General features: G+C 55.4%; 18 protein-coding genes. 2 read left to right on the top strand and 16 right to left on the bottom strand.

Translation table 11 applies throughout. The features are described 5' to 3' along the window. Positions 1–121 precede the first annotated feature (121 nt). The 3 genes from KNP82_RS05485 to KNP82_RS05475 are packed head-to-tail and all read right to left on the bottom strand — an operon-like array spanning position 122 to position 2,166. A complete protein-coding gene (locus KNP82_RS05485; RefSeq protein WP_021067681.1) occupies positions 122–463 on the bottom strand; it encodes a DUF952 domain-containing protein in 342 nt (113 codons plus the stop codon). A 55-nt stretch (positions 464–518) separates the two neighbouring features. Next, positions 519–947, bottom strand: coding sequence for a BrxA/BrxB family bacilliredoxin (locus KNP82_RS05480; RefSeq protein ID WP_021067682.1), 429 nt, complete (start codon positions 945–947; stop codon positions 519–521). A gap of 34 nt (positions 948–981) precedes the next feature. Beyond that, positions 982–2,166: a class I SAM-dependent methyltransferase gene (locus KNP82_RS05475; protein WP_029595284.1), complete on the bottom strand. Its 1,185-nt coding sequence runs from the start codon at positions 2,164–2,166 to the stop codon at positions 982–984. A 99-nt stretch (positions 2,167–2,265) separates the two neighbouring features. Between KNP82_RS05475 and KNP82_RS05470 the strand changes: the two genes are divergently transcribed. After that, positions 2,266–3,042 carry a sporulation protein gene (locus KNP82_RS05470; RefSeq protein ID WP_029595283.1) on the top strand — a complete coding sequence of 259 codons (777 nt, stop codon included), beginning with the start codon at positions 2,266–2,268 and terminating at the stop codon, positions 3,040–3,042. Between the two features lie 81 nt (positions 3,043–3,123). Here the strand turns inward: KNP82_RS05470 and KNP82_RS05465 are convergent, their stop codons facing one another. From KNP82_RS05465 to KNP82_RS05430, 8 genes are all read right to left on the bottom strand, one after another. Continuing rightward, positions 3,124–4,443 (bottom strand): dihydrolipoamide acetyltransferase family protein, encoded by a 1,320-nt coding sequence (locus KNP82_RS05465; RefSeq protein WP_029595282.1) that lies wholly within the window; start codon positions 4,441–4,443, stop codon positions 3,124–3,126. Positions 4,444–4,454: 11 nt separating this feature from the next. Beyond that, the gene (locus tag KNP82_RS05460; RefSeq protein ID WP_029595281.1) at positions 4,455–5,432 is read right to left on the bottom strand and encodes an alpha-ketoacid dehydrogenase subunit beta; all 978 of its coding nucleotides are present in this window, start codon (positions 5,430–5,432) and stop codon (positions 4,455–4,457) included. Next, the gene (locus KNP82_RS05455) at positions 5,432–6,430 is read right to left on the bottom strand and encodes a thiamine pyrophosphate-dependent dehydrogenase E1 component subunit alpha (protein WP_029595280.1); all 999 of its coding nucleotides are present in this window, start codon (positions 6,428–6,430) and stop codon (positions 5,432–5,434) included. The genes KNP82_RS05460 and KNP82_RS05455 overlap by 1 nt, the downstream gene beginning before the upstream one ends. A 21-nt stretch (positions 6,431–6,451) precedes the next feature. Then, positions 6,452–7,861, bottom strand: coding sequence for a dihydrolipoyl dehydrogenase (lpdA, locus tag KNP82_RS05450; RefSeq protein ID WP_214714664.1), 1,410 nt, complete (start codon positions 7,859–7,861; stop codon positions 6,452–6,454). Next, the gene (buk, locus tag KNP82_RS05445; RefSeq protein WP_029595278.1) at positions 7,845–8,936 is read right to left on the bottom strand and encodes a butyrate kinase; all 1,092 of its coding nucleotides are present in this window, start codon (positions 8,934–8,936) and stop codon (positions 7,845–7,847) included. Before buk ends, lpdA begins: the two co-directional genes overlap by 17 nt. Position 8,937: 1 nt before the next feature. After that, complete coding sequence (locus tag KNP82_RS05440) at positions 8,938–10,059, bottom strand: Glu/Leu/Phe/Val family dehydrogenase (protein ID WP_021067690.1); 1,122 nt, start codon at positions 10,057–10,059, stop codon at positions 8,938–8,940. A 20-nt stretch (positions 10,060–10,079) separates the two neighbouring features. Continuing rightward, positions 10,080–10,976 carry a phosphate butyryltransferase gene (gene yqiS, locus KNP82_RS05435; RefSeq protein WP_029595277.1) on the bottom strand — a complete coding sequence of 299 codons (897 nt, stop codon included), beginning with the start codon at positions 10,974–10,976 and terminating at the stop codon, positions 10,080–10,082. A gap of 122 nt (positions 10,977–11,098) precedes the next feature. Next, positions 11,099–12,736 carry a sigma 54-interacting transcriptional regulator gene (locus KNP82_RS05430; RefSeq protein WP_214827271.1) on the bottom strand — a complete coding sequence of 546 codons (1,638 nt, stop codon included), beginning with the start codon at positions 12,734–12,736 and terminating at the stop codon, positions 11,099–11,101. 131 nt (positions 12,737–12,867) lie between these two features. Between KNP82_RS05430 and KNP82_RS05425 the strand changes: the two genes are divergently transcribed. Beyond that, a complete protein-coding gene (locus tag KNP82_RS05425; protein WP_021067693.1) occupies positions 12,868–13,116 on the top strand; it encodes a DUF2627 family protein in 249 nt (82 codons plus the stop codon). Between the two features lie 615 nt (positions 13,117–13,731). Here the strand turns inward: KNP82_RS05425 and spo0A are convergent. The 5 genes from spo0A to dxs all read right to left on the bottom strand — a co-directional run bounded on the left by spo0A (position 13,732) and on the right by dxs (position 19,486). Next, positions 13,732–14,463: a sporulation transcription factor Spo0A gene (gene spo0A / locus KNP82_RS05420; RefSeq protein ID WP_214714657.1), complete on the bottom strand. Its 732-nt coding sequence runs from the start codon at positions 14,461–14,463 to the stop codon at positions 13,732–13,734. Next, positions 14,464–16,161, bottom strand: coding sequence for a DNA repair protein RecN (gene recN, locus KNP82_RS05415; RefSeq protein ID WP_214714655.1), 1,698 nt, complete (start codon positions 16,159–16,161; stop codon positions 14,464–14,466). It lies immediately after the preceding gene. 13 nt (positions 16,162–16,174) lie between these two features. Then, the gene (gene ahrC, locus KNP82_RS05410) at positions 16,175–16,624 is read right to left on the bottom strand and encodes a transcriptional regulator AhrC/ArgR (RefSeq protein WP_131471252.1); all 450 of its coding nucleotides are present in this window, start codon (positions 16,622–16,624) and stop codon (positions 16,175–16,177) included. A 141-nt stretch (positions 16,625–16,765) separates the two neighbouring features. Beyond that, complete coding sequence (locus tag KNP82_RS05405) at positions 16,766–17,587, bottom strand: TlyA family RNA methyltransferase (RefSeq protein ID WP_029595275.1); 822 nt, start codon at positions 17,585–17,587, stop codon at positions 16,766–16,768. 6 nt (positions 17,588–17,593) lie between these two features. Beyond that, positions 17,594–19,486 carry a 1-deoxy-D-xylulose-5-phosphate synthase gene (gene dxs, locus KNP82_RS05400; RefSeq protein ID WP_214827268.1) on the bottom strand — a complete coding sequence of 631 codons (1,893 nt, stop codon included), beginning with the start codon at positions 19,484–19,486 and terminating at the stop codon, positions 17,594–17,596. Positions 19,487–19,542 lie beyond the last annotated feature (56 nt).

The following is a 19,542-nucleotide window of genomic DNA, read 5'->3' as shown; positions in this document are numbered from 1 at the left end:
ATGTGAATGTTGCTCAACTGTTCTCTGACTCATCATATGTCCGACTTGTTCTTCAACCACTATATACACATAATTATTACTTGTAAAGTATATTCATGCATAAAATCTAAAAAAAATACGGTCACATTCGCTCGTAAGCAAAATAAGTGACCGTACCATTGTCCCGAGAGCCGTAGGGCTGCACTCGTTTGACCGAAGCGATGGGAATGGCGCTATACACGTGGGGATAGCGTTCCCCGTCCTCGTCAAACTCATAGTGGAGCAGGCTGCCGAGACGTCCGACATGGAACGAGACGAGCACGACTCGCTCCCCATGATAATGTCGACGCACGAATTTCCCGATCTGTTGCGGGGTGCAACAACGAATGTACCCTTCCGTTTGGAGGGTCGGCTCGTTGATCTCGCCGCGCGACAAAGCAATCGTATATTCGGCCTCGCTCATGATTTTGACGACTGGTTCCATCTCATCGATCCCTTCTTAAGGAAAAGCGCAAAGGCAATGCCTCTGCGCTCACTTCTTAGGCGTAGTAAATATCGAACAACGTCTGTAACTGCTCGACGAGCTCTTCGGCCGTTGATGACTCGATTGTGCTCCGTTCGACCATCGTGACGATATTGCCGTCTTCTAACAGCGCGATCGATGGTGACGACGGGGCGTAACCTTCGAAGTATTCACGGGCGCGGTCAGTCGCTTCACGGTCTTGACCCGCGAACACAGTCACGAACTGGTCCGGTTTGACGCCTTCCATCTTATTCACGTACGCTGCTGCCGGACGAGCGATGCCACCGGCACAGCCACATACCGAGTTGACGAGCACGAGCGTTTTGCCTTCTTTCGTTAACGCCGCGTCGACTTCTTCCGGTGTGGTGAGTTCTGTGTAACCTGCAGAGCGTACCTCATTGCGAGCTTGTTCGACTACATCTTGAAAGTATAATTGAAAATCCATATTGTTTCCCCTTTCGACTTGCGTCTGTTCTTTCTTATTTTACGTCTAGTGGATCGGTTAGGACAAGTCTATCGCTCAATTGTCCTTCGAGGAACGGTGTCGCGTTCAACAGCGTCTTGAAGGCCACATAGCGGGCCCGCGCTTCAGCGGTCGCTTCCCGGTTCGTCAAATAGGCCCGGATGAGGATGTTCTTCGGCGTGTGCTCCATATCGATGAACTCGAGGAGTTGCGCCTCATAGCCGACGAGTCCAAGTAATTCGGCCCGAATCGAATCGGTGGCGAGCGCCGCGAACCGTTCTTTGATGAGTCCATGCTGCAACATGACGTCAAGGCTCGGTGCCTCAAGTTGACGGTTCAATTCTTTTTGACAACACGGCACGCTCAAGATGACTTTCGCCCCCCAACGCACGGCCCGAGCGAGCGCCATATCCGTTGCGACGTCGCACGCATGAAGTGTGACGACCATATCGACCGCCGTCTCCCCTTCGAACTCATTGATGTCACCGACGAGGAACTCGAGACGTTCATACCCAAGGTCGCGCGCAATCCCGGCACATTCCTCGATGACTTCTTTCTTCAAATCGAGCCCGGTGATATGGACGTCATAGCCTTTCATCTCATGCAAGAAGTGATAGAGGGCGAACGTCAAATACGACTTCCCGGAGCCGAAATCGAGAATCCGGATGGTCCGGTCGGTCGGTAAATGTTTGATCGAGTCTTCGATAAATTCGAGGAAGCGGTTGATTTGCTTGAACTTGTCATACTTTTGGCGTTTCACTTTCCCATCCTCGGACTGGACGCCGAGTCGGATGAGGAACGGTACCGGCTCATCGAGCGGCAACAGGTACTGCTTCTCGCGGTTATGACTCAGCTTCACTTGTTTGACGGCCGTCTCGCGCTCCTTGAACGTCACTTTGAACTTTTTAGACAGTTGAAAGTGGAACTCGGACGCCTTCAACTGGAACTGTCCTTGGCGGAACGTCTCGAGCAATTCATCGAGTTCGATGACCGCCTCGTCCGGTGTGAGATTTTTATGTTTCATTACCCGTTCAAATTGGTATTCGAATTGTATATGGTACTCGCCTTTCAACAGGACCGGCTTCAATTTGACCCGGCGTAAATCGTTCGACTTTTGACGCGGTTGACTGATTGTCGCTGTGACGAGCTCGTTCTGGCGAATCACATCAGCCAGCCGTTCGGTTAATGCTGTATATTCCACTGCGTTCATCCTTTTTTCAATAGTTTCGAAACTTTTGTTCACGTGTATTCGTACATACTATTACACGAACACGTGCAAACGTCAAAGGAGGATCATTGTATGTTCAAAAAGTTATTATCATCGATTGGAATCGGCGCCGCGACGGTGGATACGCGACTCGAAGAGAGTGCCTGTGTGCCAGGCGGGACACTGAATGGTGTCGTCCATATCAAGGGCGGCAGCACCGAGCAATCGGTCGACCGGATTTACATCTTCTTCAACACGCTCTATAAGCATGAGGTGAACGACAAGACGACGTATTCGACGTTCACGATCGAGAAGATTTTGTTGAACGAAGCGCCGTTCATGATCGATCCCGAAGAAGTGAAGGAAATCCCGTTCACGATTGACGTGCCGTTCAACACGCCGATTTCGGTCAGCCAATCGAAATCGTGGATCGAGACCGGTCTCGATATCGCCCAGGCCGTCGACCCGAAAGACGAGGACTCGATTCTCGTCAAACCGAACCAGGCCCAGCAGGTCGTCCTCGACGTGCTCGACGACATCGGCTTCCGCTTGAAGAAGGCCGATACGGAGATGCTTCCGGCCCGCCATCGTTCCGGCCGTCTCCCGATTGCCCAAGAGCTCGAATACTCGCCGAACGGGACGAGCTACGGACGTAAACTCGATGAGCTCGAAGTCGTCATGCTCCAAACAGAATCGTCGTTAGATTTATTGATTCAAGTCGACAAGAGCGTCCACAATCTCGGCAGCCTGTTCGCCGACTTGACCGGGACCGACGAATCGACACACCGCCTCAGCTACACGAACGCCGAGCTCACTTCGCCCGAACGAATTCGCCGCGATATCGAAGCGTTGATTGAACGTTCCATCTGAACCATGTTGCCACGGACAATTCCGTGGCTTTTTTATTTTCCATATGAAAAATCCTGCCCTCGGTCGAAGGCAGGACGTGAATCAATAGAGCGTATACGTGTCCGGGTCGATGGACTCGAGCGACTGTTTGATCGCCTGCAAGAACTGACCGGCGACGAGACCGTCGAGGACACGGTGGTCGACCGACATGCACAAGTTGACCATGTCACGCGCCGCGAACATCCCGTTCACCCAAACTGGGCGCTTCACGATCGACTCGACCGACAAGATCGCCGCTTGCGGGTAATTCAGAATCGGTGCCGACTGAATCGAACCGAACGCACCCGTATTGTTGATCGTGAACGTGCCGCCGCGCATCTCGTCCGCTTTCAAGCGGTTGCCGCGGGCACGGGCCGCGACGTCTTGAAGTGCGACGGCAAGACCTTTGATGTTCTTCTCGTCCGCGTGCTTGATGACCGGGACGTAGAGGGCGTCGTTCGCCGCGACGGCGACCGATAGATGGATGTCTTGATGGACTTTGATGTGATCGCCCGCCCATTCCGAGTTCATCATCGGATGTTTTTTGAGCGCCTCGATCGCCGCTTTCATAAAGAACGGCATAAACGTCAGTTTGACACCTTCCCGTTTGAAGAACTCGTCTTTCAACTTGGCCCGAGCCGTGACGAGGTTTGTCACATCGACCTCGATCATGAGCCACGCATGCGGGGCCTCATGTTTCGAGCGGACCATGTTGTTGGCAATCGCTTGACGGACACCTGCCGTCGGAATGAATTCGACTCGGTCCGACGACCCGTCGGTTGCCGGCACAGATGGTGACACGGAAGGTGCCGCGGCCGACTCAGGTACGTCGAGCTTCGTTTTTGTCATCGTCTCTTGAAGCGGCACTTGCGTCGCCGCTTCCGGCTTGACCGGACGGCCTTCCGATAAGTAGCGGAGGACATCTTTGCGCGTGATGCGACCACCGAGGCCACTGCCGTCGAGTTCGTTCAAGTCGATCGCGTTCTCATTGGCGAGTCGGATGACGGCCGGCGAGAAACGACCGTTATTCTGTTTTCGTGGCGCGGCCGACGCTACAGTGACCGCTTGCTTCGTCTCGACCGGGGCCGCTTCGACTTGTGCCGGTTCTGCTACCACTTCTGCTTTCGCTGGCGCCGAATCGGCACCTTCGACTTCCATGACGAGGACCGGTGTGCCGACGGCGACCGTGTCGCCTTCACTGATTAAAATCTGTTTCACGACACCGGCACTCGTCGCCGGAATCTCAGCGGTTACTTTATCGGTCATGACCTCGGCGAGCGGCTCATACTCCTCGACGCGGTCACCTGGTTTGACGAGAAACGTTGTGATCGTCCCCTCAGTGACACTTTCCCCGAGCTGTGGCATTTTAATTGTCTGTTCCATATGACCCCTCCTTAAAAGGCGGCGAGCTGACGTGCCCGCTCCGCGATTTTTTCAGGGGATACGATGAAGAACTTCTCCATCGGTGGTGCATACGGCATCGACGGAACGTCCGGTCCCGCCAGACGCTCGATCGGCGCATCGAGTTCGAACAGCGCTTTCTCCGCGATGATGGCCGCGACTTCCCCGATGATGCTGCCTTCCTTATTGTCCTCGGTGACGAGGAGCACTTTCCCGGTCTTCTTGACGGCTTCGACGATCCCTTCTTGGTCGAGCGGATAGATCGTGCGCAAATCGAGGATGTGCGTGCTGATGCCTTCGGCTTCGAGCGTTTTCGCCGCTTCCTGGGCCATGTGGACGCACAGACCGTACGTGATGATTGTGATGTCGTCCCCTTCCCGCTTGACGGCGGCCTTGCCGATTTCGACCGTATAGTCGTCGGTCGGAAGGTCGGCTTTCAAGAGGCGGTACGCCCGTTTATGTTCGAAGAAGAGGACCGGGTCGTTCGAGCGGATGGCTGCCTTGAGCAACCCTTTCGCATCGACCGGGTCAGATGGGATGACGACTTTGAGTCCAGGCGTCGAGTTGAACATCGCCTCGACCGATTGGGAGTGATAGAGTGCGCCATGAATCCCGCCGCCGAACGGTGCACGGATGACCATCGGGCACGTCCAATCGTTATTTGAACGGTAGCGGATTTTTGCCGCTTCGGAGACGATTTGGTTGACCGCTGGCATGATGAAGTCGGCGAATTGCATTTCGGCGATCGGACGCATGCCATACATGGCCGCCCCAATCCCGACACCTGCGATCGCGCTCTCGGCGAGCGGCGCATCGATGACGCGGTCCTCGCCGTACTTCTCAATCAAGCCTTGCGTCGCGCGGAATACACCGCCTCGGACGCCGACATCTTCCCCGAGCACGAAGACGTTCTCATCGCGTTCCATTTCTTCATGGATCGCTTCATTGATCGCTTCAATAAACGTTTTCATCACATTTCCCCCTCGTACACATGGTCCATCGTCGATTCAGGAGACGCATATGGTGCCTTATCGGCGTAAGCAGTCGCCTCATTGACTTCACGATCGACGTTCGCCTCGATCTCTGCGAGTTCTTCCTCGGTCATGACGCCATCTTCAATCAAACGCTTCCGGAACAATTGATTCCCGTCACGATTCTTAAGGTCGGCCAACTCTTCGACCGAGCGATACGCTTTGTCATCGTCATCCGACGAGTGCGGTACGAGACGTTCGACTTCGGCTTCGATGAGCGTCGGGCCTTCGCCGCGAAGGGCGCGGGCGCGGGCTTCTTTCACGGCGACATAAACGGCAATCGGATCTGTCCCATCGACCGTGACGCCTGGCATCCCGTAACCTTTGGCGCGGTCCGATACGCGCTCGCAAGCGAGTTGCTTCGAGAGCGGTACCGAGATGGCGTATTTGTTGTTCTCACAGAACAAAATCACAGGCAACTTATGCACGCCCGCGAAGTTCGCACCTTCGTGGAAGTCACCTTGGTTCGACGAGCCTTCTCCGAACGAGACGAACGTGACGAGCTCTTCTTTTTTCAGTTTGGCGGCGAGCGCCACACCGACCGCATGCGGCACTTGTGTCGTCACCGGAGACGAGCCCGTCACGATGCGATGCTGTTTCGAACCGAAATGGCCCGGCATTTGACGGCCGCCTGAGTTTGGGTCTTCCGCCTTGGCGAACGCCGACAACATTAAATCGCGAGCCGTCTGTCCGAAGTGGAGGACAACGGCGACATCGCGGTAATACGGAAGAATATAGTCCGTCCCTTTTTCGAGCGCGAACGCCGCCCCGACTTGGGCCGCCTCTTGTCCTTGACACGAGACGACGAACGGGATTTTTCCGGCACGGTTCAATTTCCACATGCGCTCATCGATTTTACGGGCACGGACCATCGTCTCGTACATCGCACCGAGGTCTTGTTTCGTCAATCCTAATTCCTCATATGAATTCACAGTCATCTGTTCCATTCTGTTTCCTCCTTAGGCGTGAATCGGTAATCCGTCAACGGCCAGTGCCGCTTCTTGGAACGCTTCGCTCAGCGCCGGGTGAGGATGGACGAGTTGGCCCATTTCCCATGCCGTGGCGTTCAAGACGAGAGCGAGTCCGCCTTCTGTGATTAATTCCGTCGCTTTCGGCCCGACGATGTGTACACCGAGCAGGTCGTCCGTCGTCTTGTCCGACACGAGTTTGACGAATCCATCCGCTTGCCCTTCGATACGGGCCTTGCCGAGGCCGTTGAAACGATACGTGCCCGTTTTGACTTCATGCCCGGCTGCTTTGGCACCTTCTTCGGTCATGCCGACCGATGCGACTTCCGGGACCCCATAGACACAACGCGGGATCAAGGCGTAGTCGAGCGGAGTCGGCTCGTGACCGAGAATCGTCTCGACCGCCTTCACACCTTCCGCCGAGGCGACATGGGCGAGTTGAAGTTTGCCGATGCAGTCACCGATGGCGAAGATGTGACGTTCTTTCGTCCGATACTGTTCATCGACTTGGATGACACCGTTCTCGACGACAATCGATGTGTTCTGTAACCCGAGATGCTCCGTATTGGCGACCCGTCCGACCGAGACGAGTACACACTCGACCGAGATCGTTTCTTCGCCGACCGCGAGCGAGACGGCATCGGTTGCTACTTCTGTACGCTCCGGGTCGACGGTGACGTTCTTCAACACACGGACGCCCCGCTTTTTCAGGAGTCGCTCGACTTCCCGTGACACCGCCTTGTCTTCGAGCGGCAACAGACGCTCCCCGACTTCAATCAGCGTGACCGCGACATCAAGGTCGATAAGCATCGAGGCCCATTCGACACCGATGACCCCACCGCCGACGATGGCGATGGATTCTGGCAACCGTTCGAACTGGAGCAGGTCATCCGAGTTCAAGATGCGTGTATGGTCAAACGGCAGCCCTGGCAGTTCGCGCGGAATCGACCCTGTCGCGATGATGAGCTGGTTCGGCAAGATGAGCTCGGACTCCCCGGATTCGTCTTCAACCGCGACCGTTCCCGGCTGCGGCGAGAAGATGCTCGGTCCCAAAATCGATGCCTTTCCGCGAAACACCTCGATTTTACCTTGCTTCATCAAGTGCTCAATACCTTTTTCTAGTCCCGCGACCAAGTCGCGTTTGAACGACTGGGCCCGCTCCATGTTGAACGAAACGGATCCCGTCTCAACACCGTACGTGCTCCCGTGTTTTGCCGTCTGATAGACGTGGGCCGCTTTCAACAACGCCTTCGTCGGGATGCAGCCTTTATGTAGACATGTCCCGCCGAGTTTCTCGGCCTCCACGATTGCGACAGTTTTCCCGGCTTGGGCCGCCTTGATGGCTGCGACATATCCGCCAGGACCGCCGCCGATGACGACGATCTCATATTCTCGTGCCATGTGTATCCCCCTCATATTCTCGAACTGCTTCTTCATGTCGGATGGCCCGGAGTGCGCCTTCGGCGAGTGCCTTCAGCTCATCTTCGCCCGGATAGATGTGAACCGGCGCCAAATAGCCGACGCGCGCACTGATTTGCTCGGTCAGCCAAGTCGAATAGGCGATGCCACCCGTCAACAGAATCGCGTCGACGTCGCCGCGAAGCGTGGCGCCATGTTTGGCGATTTCCTGGGCGACGCGGTATGCCATCGTCTCGTAAAGAAGAGCGGCCTGTTCATCGCCATCTGCCATGCGCTGTTCGATCTCGATCGCGTCGAACGTTCCGAGGTGGGCAAAAAGCCCGCCTCGTCCGACGATTTTCTGTTTCATTTCCGACTCTTTATACCTGGTACTATAACATAGTTCTACTACCTGTCCAACAGGAATCGAGCCTGCCCGTTCCGGTGCGAGCGGCCCGTCGCCGTCGAGTCCGTTGTTCACATCGATGACTGCCCCTTTGGCGTGGGCACCGACTGTGATACCTCCTCCGAGGTGGGCGATAATCAAGTTAAGCTGTTTGTAATCGCTTCCATTTTCGGCCGCGAAACGTTTTGCGACCGCCTTTTGATTCAAGGCGTGGAAGATGCTGCGACGATTGATCTCCGGCATTCCCGTCGCACGCGCGAGCGGGCCGAGCTCATCGACGACGACTGGATCGACGATGAAATTCGGTACCTGAAATAATTCACCGAGTTTATAAGCGAGTAGTCCGCCCAAGTTCGAGGCATGCATCCCGAAACGACCGCTCGCCAAATCTTCACGCATGAGCGGGTTGACAGCGTACGTCCCCGATGTCATCGGGGCCAGCAATCCCCCGCGACCGACGATTGCGGACAAGTCCTCGCCCGCAATGCCCGTTTCGGCCAATAAGTCCCGCACCTCACGTTCTCGATGCGGGAGTTGCTCCGGAAGTGACAATCCTGTGACGTCGGCCTCGTGACGGACGGTACGAGATAAAATCTCGTCCGCTCCGTCAAACAAGCCGACCTTCGTCGAAGTCGAACCCGGGTTGATGGCGAGAATGAGCTGTCGTGTCATCTCAGCGCCCACCGAGTAAGCTCTTTTCGACTTTCAAGAACTGGCTGCGCGAACGCGACATCATCTGAATCCGCTCCTCTGCCATCTTCTCGGCGGCGACATGCGTCGGTACCCCGTCGCGCTCGGCAATCTCGAAGACGCGCTGCATGTTGTCATAGATGAGTTCGACTTTCTTCATCGCCCGCTCACGGTTATAGCCTTCGAGCTCGTCGGCCACGTTGATGACACCGCCCGCGTTGATGACGAAGTCCGGCGCATACAGAATGCCGCGCTCCTCGAGCACGTCCCCGTGACGATCCTCAGCGAGCTGGTTATTGGCCGCACCGGCGACGATTTGAGCCTTGAGTAGCGGGATCGTCTTGTCATTGATGATCGCACCGAGCGCACACGGGGCGAAGATGTCACAATCGACCGCATAAATCTCGTCCGGTTTGACGACCGTCGCGCCGAAGTCCGTCTCCGCGCGTTTGAGCGCCTCTTCGTTAATGTCGGTGACGACCAAGTGGGCCCCTTCTTCATGTAAGTGACGGCACAAGTTGTAGGCGACGTTGCCGACCCCTTGGACAGCGACCGTCTTGCCGGCGAGCGAATCCGAACCGAACTTCCATTTCGCTGCCGCCTTCATGCCGCGATACACGCCATACGCCGTCACCGGCGATGGGTTGCCGCTCGATCCGAACGCCGGGCTGACGCCGGTCACGTAATCCGTTTCCATGTGGATGAAGTCCATATCGGCGACCGACGTATTGACGTCCTCGGCCGTGATATAGCGTCCGCTGAGCGATTGCACGTAACGACCGAATGCACGGAACAACGCCTCTGATTTGTCCGTCTTCGCATTGCCGATGATGACGGCCTTCCCGCCACCAAGGTTGAGTCCCGCCGCCGCGTTTTTGTACGTCATCCCTTTTGCGAGACGAAGGACGTCCGTGAGCGCTTCTTCTTCCGACGCATAGTTCCACATCCGCAGCCCCCCGAGAGCCGGCCCGAGTGTCGTGTCATGAATGGCGATAATCGCCTTCAGTCCTGACGCCTGGTCTTGGCAAAAGACGATTTGCTCATAGTCCTCGGCCTGCAAGACGTCGAAAATTCGAAAGCGTGGTTCCATGTTTGTTTCCATCATTGATGATTCCTCCATAAAATTTATTTTTTAGCGTGCAAGAGCGCGAATGCGAGTGAGTACAGTTTGGCCTCGGCCGTATCGGCCCGGCTCGTCAAAACGACCGGTGCGGCTGCGCCGACGACGATCGCCGCCACGCTCGCTCCGGCAAAGTACATCATCGACTTATAAAGGACGTTGCCGACCTCTATGTATGGGACGAGCAATAGGTCGGCTTGTCCGGCGACCTCACTCTCGATGCCTTTTTGTTTGGCCGCGACCATGTCGACGGCGTTATCGAGCGCAAGCGGTCCGTCGACGACACATCCTTTGATTTGGCCGCGACGGTTCATTTGGGCGAGCAGCGCCGCGTCTGTCGTGGCGGCCATCTGTGGATTGACCACTTCGACGGCGGCGATGGCAGCGACACGCGGTAGCTCGTACCCGATGTCTGTCATCGCATCGACCGCATTGGCGATGATGTCCACTTTCTCTTCGAGCGTCGGCGCGATATGGATGGCCGCGTCGGTCACACCGATTAATCGTTCCCGGTTCGGGATTTGAAATAAGGCGATATGGCTGAGCGTCCGGTTCGTCCGGAGTCCTGCCTCGCGGCTGAGCACAGCTTTCATGAACGTCGACGTCGCGACCATTCCTTTCATGAGCACATCCGCTTCTCCTGTCTTGACCGCGAGCGTCGCTCGTTTGGCAATCTCTTTATCGCCTTTGATGTGGATGATATCGACCGCGTGATCTTCGATGCCGTGCTCGTCGCATAATCGTTTAATCTCCCGGGCATCTCCAATCAATTTAAATCGAGATAGACCGTGATCGGTCGCGAGTTTGACGGCGCGAATGACCTCCACATCGGCGGCCCCGGCAATCGAGACGGTGCGCCCGTCCAACCGCTTCGCCTTTTCGAGCATCCGTTCAAAATTCATGCATGTCCCCCCTTGCCTGTCTTCATCCACTAACAAGCAATTTTGTTTCCACTTTTGAAAGCGCTTTAATAGGTCGTATACTCTGCACTTTTTTGCGTGGTATGAAAAAAAATGCAGGTAATTTATTGCATACGTTCAAGTTTATTATACAGCGTCCGAATCGAAATGTGTAATCGCCGGGCGGCCTCTGACTTGTTGCCGTCCGCCTCCTCGATGGCCCGTTCAATCAAATCACGCTCATAGCGCGACACGGCATCCTGTAACGACAGCGCGTCGGTCGGTCGGGCCGATGCGACACGCGGTGACAGCTGTAGGTGGTGCGGCGCGATCCACTGCTCGGAACTCGCCATATAGATGATCGCCCGCCCGAGGACATTCTCGAGCTCTCGGACGTTGCCTTTCCAATACTGATTCTTCAACAGCTCGGTCGCCTCGCGGTTCACCCCACGCACGCTGCGGCCGTACTCTTGGTTCAGCTTGCGGACGATGCGTTCGCAGAGTGGCTCGATTTCTTCGAGCCGGTCCCGGAGCGGCGGGATGTGGATCGGCATCCGGTTGATCCGGTAATATAAGTCTTCACGGAACGTGCCGTCCGCCACTTTTTGTTCAAGGTCGGCGTTCGTCGCCGCGATGATGCGGACGTCGACCGGGATCGCATTCGTGCCCCCGACCCGGACGATCTCATGCTCTTGCAGGACACGGAGGAGTTTGACTTGGACATCGACCGGGAGTTCGCCGATCTCGTCTAGGAAGAGAGAGCCGCCATCGGCCTCTTCGAAATAACCGACCTTCCCCCCGCGTTTCGCCCCGCTGAAGGCGCCGTCCTCGTAGCCGAACAATTCACTCTCGAGCAGCGTCGGGGAGATGGCCGCACAATTGACGCGGACGAACTTTTTATATTTGCGCGGTGACTCCCCATGAATGGCGTGGGCGAACAGTTCCTTGCCCGTCCCCGACTCCCCGCGAATAAGGACGGTGACCGGCGTGACCGCGGCGAGGCGGGCCTGTTCGATGACGAAGCGCATCGCGTCGCTCGACGCGATGATGTCGGCGAACTGGTATTTCGCCTCGAGGTTGCGGATGCGTGTCTTCGCTTCTTGCAGCTCGTCACGGAGCGCTCGGATTTGAGACACGTCCCGGATGACACCGACCGACCCGCGCAACTTCCCTTCGACGATAATCGGTTCGGCATTGACGAGAATGTCGCGCCGCGTCGCCCCGATTTGCATCCGGATATCGCGGACTCCTTGCCCGGTCGACAGCACTTTCAAGTGGACACTCTCCTGCATGCCGATGTCGGCCGTCGCCGGCTTGTCGACGACGTCTTCTTTCTTGAATCCCGTCAGTCGCGTATAGGACGGGTTGATTAAAATCGTGTTCCCGTTGTGGTCGGCGACCGAGATGGCCTCGCTCGTACAGTCGATAATCGCCTCGAGCATCTGTTGATTTTGCTTCAGCCGTTCGACGACGATGCGGATGAACTCGCCGGGCAAGACGACCGCATCCGCAAAGTGTCCTTTCAACTCATCGAACGTCTCGGAGCGGCCCGTCGTCTCGATGACAAAATCGAGACGCTTGTCGGCACAGGCCCGCCAATCTTCCGCCGTCATAATCCCCTGGTTTCGTGCGAGCTGCATCCCTTCGGCCGTCGACTCTGGGTCGATGACGGCGACGACGGTGGCAAGCGGCGAGTCGAGCAGCATTTTCAGCACCTCGGTCCCGCCTTTTCCCGCACCGACAATCATCAATCGTTTATTCATTCTGAAATCCCCCAATTTTACCGTTCTGCATTCATGCTACTGAACCTGAACTGATTTCGCAACCTCACAAAAAATGCCGTGTCGGCCTATGTATTTTCTGTTAAAATAATGAGTGTTAAGGAGGAGATCCTATGCGCATCATCGCACTGTTGATCTTAATCATCCCTGGCCTCTTCGGTGTCTATGGCATCAAGTTACTTCGCGACAGTTTCTTCCTCAAGACGAGCGTCCCGTTCTCTTGGATCGAGTCGGTGGCAGCCGCCTCGATGTTACAAGGAACGTTCGGACTGTTGATTGCGATGGGCGGGATCGGTTTCGTGGCAGGTTATATCTTCAATCGTGATAAGAAAACAGGCAAAGTCCCACGAATAGATTCTTGAACACAAAAAAAGGTTCCCTAACTTGACTTCATTTCAAGTGCGGAACCTTTTTATTCGTATTGAATTGTGATCACTACGGATGATCTCCTCTCCTACTTGCTACAATCTTGTGACATGAGGTCCAATGGTCTTCTTAATGAAGAAGTTTGAAAGAAATTAGTAACTGCCGTCTTGCGTGAACGGAAACGTACCCATTCGAGTTACTAACGATTAATCATCGGGTCATGTCGAACCATCCATCGTGAAGTCGAACGCTTGCCATAAACTGTTCAACGGTTGACAACACTCCTTTTGGTCAACTGAACGATTCGTTTTCCCCGGGCACGGTCCCTAGCTTCGAACTCGATGCCGGAATCGCCTCGCGAATGAGCGTACGTCGCGACCTCTCGTCGGGACGATGACGATTTGAGATGTCGTTCCCACCTCTGAGCTATTGACGGATAGCGGTCCGAGATGATTTCTTGCTCTAACCCGTTCCGGAACACGTTAGAAAGCGTTCATCTGACGCTCGTCCAAGTAACTTGGTACACCTTTATTATAACAAGTTTCGCCCAATTTGCAAGCGCTTTCTTTCACAAAGTAAAAGAAAAATCAGGAGGAAATCCTCCTGATCGATCACTGCTGCTTGAACGACTGATACGTGACGAAATACGAGATAAATTCTGAGTTTTTCGGACTGCGTTCGCGTTCCGGGCGCCCGTCGAACATCTCATGATCGCGCATCCCGTTCTCCCACGCCGTCTTGATGGCGTGGCGCATCGCCCGCTCGACACGGGACGACGTCGTCTCATGTTCCTTGGCAATCATCGGATAGAGCTCCTTCGTAATCAAGCCGAGCAATTCCTGACGTTCCCGCACGTAGACGACGGCTTGGCGGATATATTTGAACCCTTTGATCCGCGGCGAGATGCCGAGTTGTTGCAGTAAGAGCGAGATATCGAGTTCTTCCGGTGACATCGCCTCGAAGTCTCGGCTCGAGCCGGCGGCGAGTTCGCGGATTTTCGTGATCAGTTGTTGAATGTTGAACGGCTTGACTAAAAAGTAAGAAGCGCCGAGTTGAACGGCCTGCTTCGTGACTTCATCTTTCCCGAACGCGCTGAGCATGATCACTTCCGGTTTGGCGTTCGCCAGTTCCGTCTGTAACCGTTCGAGGACGCCGATCCCGTCTAGATGCGGCATGATGATGTCGAGCAGGAGCACGTCCGGCTGGTGTGTCTTGACGACGTCTAAGCATGCCTCGCCGTCGTAGGCTGTCCCGACGACTTTCAAATCGTCTTCGGACTCGAGTTGGCGGGTCAACAAATCGACGATTTCTCGATTGTCGTCCGCGATGCATAATGTAATCAATTAAGACACTCCTTCGATAAACTTCCGTTTTAATTGGAGAGACATGGTGAGCAGTTCCTCCACATGTTGTTTCGTCAATTCCGTCATTTGCGCCCCGGCAATCATCCGTCCGAGCTCATCGACCCGTTCGGCATGCCCGAGCGTCGACACGTTCGTCTTCGTGCGCTCATCCGTTTCCGTCTTCGTGATATACAAATGCTGGTCCGCCATAGCGGCCACTTGGGCCAAATGGGTGATGCAGAGCACTTGCGATCCGACCGACAACCGGAAAATTTTCTCGCCCATCGCTTGGGCGACCCGTCCCGACACGCCAGTATCGACCTCGTCGAAGATGATGGACGCGACACCGACCGTCCTTGAGAAAATCGATTTCAAGGCGAGCATGACACGCGACAGTTCGCCGCCCGAGGCGACTTTGGCGAGCGGCTTGAACGGTTCGCCGACGTTCGTCATCATATAGAACTCGACTTGGTCGAGCCCGTCCGCTTTGAACGGCCCTTCTTTGAACCGGACTTCGAACTGGGTCTTCTCCATATACAATTCCTTCAATTCACGCTGAATCGCCTTCTCGAGCTCGGTCGCCGCTTGCTTACGGGCTGCCGATAACGCCAGTCCGGTCGTGCGCACTTTTTGTTCGAGACGCTCGAGCCGGTCCGATAGTTCTTGCAAGTGTTCTTCCCGATTCGTCATCGATTTTAACTCATCGGCGATTTTCTCCCCGTACGTGATGACCTCGTCGATCGTGGCTCCGTATTTTCGTTTCAACTGTTGGAACAAGGCGAGCCTCGTCTCAATCTCATCGAGCCGAATCGGGTCGAATTCGAGTGAATCGAGCTGATCACGCAACTGGAATTTGGCGTCCTCGAGCAAGAAGTAAGCGTTCGAGATCGTCTCGGCCATCGGCGCGAGCGATGTCGACAAGGAGGAGGCTTCCTCCATCTCGCGCATCGCAATCCCGATTTGGTCGAGCCCTTTCGACTCGTCCGCGACGGCCTCATACGATAACCGCACGTGCTGATGAATCCGCTCGAAATTGGCGAGCTCGTTCCGTTCCTCGGTGAGCGCCTGCTCCTCCCCGACCTTCAGTTCGGCCGCCTCAATCTCATTCGTCTGGAACGCGAGCAGGTCCATGCGCTGCGCCAGCTCTTGTTCGCTTTGACTCAACCGTTTCAACTCGTCGGCGACGTTCTTCCAATCGACGTAAGCCTCACGGTAACGCTCGAGGAGCGGCGCGAGCTCGGCTTCGGCAAAACTATCTAAAATGCCGAGATGGTATTCGGCATCCATCAAGTGTTGGTGCTCATGCTGGCCGTGAATATCGACGAGCAATCGTCCGAGCTCACGAAGCGTCGACAGCGGCATCATCTTGCCGTTGACACGGCAGACGCTCTTTCCGCTACTATGTAGGTCGCGGCGTAAAATGACGGTCCCTTCTTCAATCTCGATGCCGTATTGGGTCGCCGCCTCGATGATCGGATGATCCGGTTCGACGTTGAACAGCCCTTCGATCTCCGCCTTGTCTTGACCATAGCGGACGAACTCGCTCGAGCCGCGGCCCCCGACGAGCAGGCCGATCGCATCGAGCAGAATCGATTTCCCCGCCCCGGTCTCACCCGTCAATACGGTCATCCCACGCTTGAACGTGATATTCAGTTCATCGATGATCGCAAATTGTTTGATCGATAGTTCTGCTAACATACGATAATTCACCTCATAACATTCCGAGTAGTCGTTCGATGATTCGCTTCGCTTGCTCTTCGTCCCGGGCGATCATCAAGATCGTGTCATCGCCACATACGGTCCCAATCAATTCGTCCCATGACAAATGGTCGATTAACACGCCGATCGCATCCGCGTTGCCAGGCAACACTTTCATGACGACCAAGTTTTGGGCCGAGTCGACCGAGACGAAACTGTCGCCAAGAATCCGTTTCATTTTCCCATACGGGTTAAAGCGCTGGTCGGCCGGCAGACTATACTTATAGCGGCCGTCGTTGAGCGGTACTTTCACGAGATGGAGCTCTTTGATGTCCCGCGACACGGTCGCCTGTGTCACTGGATATCCAGAGCGATGCAACTCGTCGACGAGCTCGTCTTGCGTCTCGATTTCACGATTTGTCACGATTTCTCGAATTTTAATCAAACGCTGTCCTTTATTCATCCTCGCTGACACCTCATTTGTTGTTTCGCATACTCAGTATCATTCTAAAGTATTGTCGAAAAAAGGTCTAGCATTCGCAGGATGATTTCCCCAGTCGGTCGCATTCCCACATGAAAAAGCTGCAGACGGTTCGTCTGCAGCTCAAGCGTTCTTCTTCAATTGCGCGTGGGCGGCGTCGATGACCGCGTCCACATCGATGGCTGGGTCGACACTACCGACACCTGTAAAACGGGCGAACAATAAGAATTCGATATTCCCATCCCCACCGGTGATCGGGGAAAAGTCGAGTCCAGCCACTTCGAATCCTTCCGAGGCGAAGTAACGGACCATGTCGTCGACGACCCGTTCATGGATGGCGCGGTCCCGGACGATGCCTTTTTTGCCGACATCGGCCTTCCCTGCCTCAAATTGCGGTTTGACGAGCGCCATGACGATGCCGTTAGGCTTCAAAATCGTCTTCAACGGCGGAATCATGAGCCGAAGTGAGATGAACGAGACATCGATCGTCGCGAAATCCGGCGTCACCGGGAACTGGTCAGCGGTCGCATGGCGGAAGTTCATCCGCTCCATGACGACGACACGGTCATCGCTCCGAAGTTTCCACGCCAACTGGTTATAGCCGACGTCGACGGCATACATTTGCGTGGCCCCGTTTTGGAGCGCACAATCGGTGAAACCGCCTGTCGATGAGCCGATATCGATGCCGATGTTACCAGCCACATCGAACGGGAAGACTTGGAGCGCTTTTTCAAGCTTCAGTCCGCCCCGCCCGACGTATGGCAACACTTGGCCTTTCACTTCGAGCGGAATGTCGTCGAACACTTTGTCGCCCGCCTTGTCGAGGCGTTCGGTCCCGCTATAGACGAGCCCGGCCATGACAGACCGCTTCGCCTTCTCTCTCGTCTCCGCTAAGCCGCGGTCGACGAGGAGCACATCTAATCTAGTTTTCTTTCGTTTTTCCATAGTTCCTCACACATTCTGTCGATTTGTCACTTGAACGAACTGCTGAACCGAGTCAGCGATTTGCGTCGGACGGAGCCCGATTTCTTCGAGTAGCTGATTGACGCCGCCGTGTTCGATATAGCGGTCCGGAATGCCGAGTCGGAGCACACGCGGGAACTGCCCAGCATCGCTCGCATGTTCGAGCACGCTGCTACCGAAGCCACCGGCGAGCGCCGCTTCCTCTAACGTGACGATCGGGATGCCTTCCGCATATAAAGCAGAGAGCATAACATCGTCGAGCGGTTTAATCGTCCGAGCGTTGATGACGCGGACGCTCACTTGTCCTTCAAGCAGTGCGCGTACTTCGAGCGCGTCTTGCACTTGTGGACCGAACGTCAAGATGGCGACGTCCGTCCCGTCTGCAACCGTCTCCCAGACGTCGAGCGGCAATTCGCGGAGCGTCTCGCTCATCGGTGTGCCGATTCCTTCACCACGCGGGAAGCGGACGGCAATCGGACCATCGTCGTACTTGAGCGCCGAATAGACGAGATGTTGCAACTCTTCCTCGTCTTTCGCCATCAAGATGCGAATGTTCGGGACATGACGCATAAAGGCGATATCGAATACCCCTTGGTGCGTCTCCCCGTCCGCTCCGACGAGACCAGAACGATCGATTGTGAAGACGACGTTCAAGTTTTGACGGCAAATGTCGTGCACGAGCTGATCATAGGCGCGTTGGAAGAACGTCGAATAAATCGAGACGACCGGCTTCAAGCCTTGTGTCGCCTGTCCTCCGGCCAATGTGACCGCATGCTGTTCGGCGATGCCGACGTCAAACATCCGCTCCGGGAATTGCTTGTTGAAGCAATCGAGTTTCGAGCCGACGCTCATCGCGGGTGTGATGAGTGTCACGCGCTCGTCCGTCTCGGCGACTTTCGTAATCGTCTCAGCGACGACCTTCGAATAGCTCGGTCCTTTGACCTTGCCTTTGATGACTTCTCCCGACTCGATTTTATACGGTCCGAGGCCGTGCCACGTGCCGACACCATCGAGTTCGGCCGGGCGATAGCCCTTGCCTTTTTTCGTGATGACGTGGACGATGACCGGTCCATCGATTTTCTTGGCATATTCGAGCGTCTCAAGCAGGTCGCGTAAATCGTGACCGTCTGTCGGTCCGAAGTACGTGAATCCGAGCTCTTCGAAGAACGTCCCCGGGATGAGCGCTGATTTTAACATATCCTTCACACGTTCCCCGCTCCGTTCGAGCGAGTTGCCGACGATCGGGATATGTTTGATGAGCGTCTCGACTTCCTCGCGGGCGTGTTTCAGTTTACGAGACGAGCGCATCCGGCCGAGCATGTTGTGCAAGGCACCGACGTTCGGGGCGATTGACATCTCATTGTCGTTCAAGATGACGATGACGTTTTGTTTCTCGGCACCGATATGGTTGAGTGCTTCGAGCGCCATTCCCCCTGTGAGCGCCCCGTCCCCAATGATGGCGATGGCCCGGTCGTTCGAGCGCCCTTTTAATTCGTTCGCGATGGCGATTCCCATCGCGGCCGATAAGGACGTCGAGCTGTGCCCCGTCTCCCAGACGTCATGATCACTCTCACAACGCTTCGGGAATCCGCATAAGCCGTTGTATTGACGGAGCGTGTCGAACTGACTCGTTCGTCCTGTCAAGATTTTGTGGACGTAGGCTTGATGCCCCACATCCCATACGAGTTGGTCTTTCGGACTGTCAAATACACGGTGCAAGGCAAGCGTCAATTCGACAACCCCTAGGTTTGGTCCCAAGTGCCCTCCCGTTTCAGCCAATTTTTCAATCAAAAACCGTCTGATGTCCGCGCCGAGTGCTTCTAACTCGGGTACCGACATCTTTTTTAAGAATGACGGGTCTTGAATGGATGTCAAGTCCATGATGACCATCCTTTCTCCTGTCTTATTACTGATTCGTACCTTACATTTTACAAGAA

It is taken from the genome of Exiguobacterium sp. s26 (assembly GCF_018618235.1).
Taxonomy (GTDB): Bacteria; Bacillota; Bacilli; order Exiguobacteriales; family Exiguobacteriaceae; genus Exiguobacterium; species Exiguobacterium chiriqhucha.
This window is presented reverse-complemented; position numbering and strand designations above follow the sequence as displayed.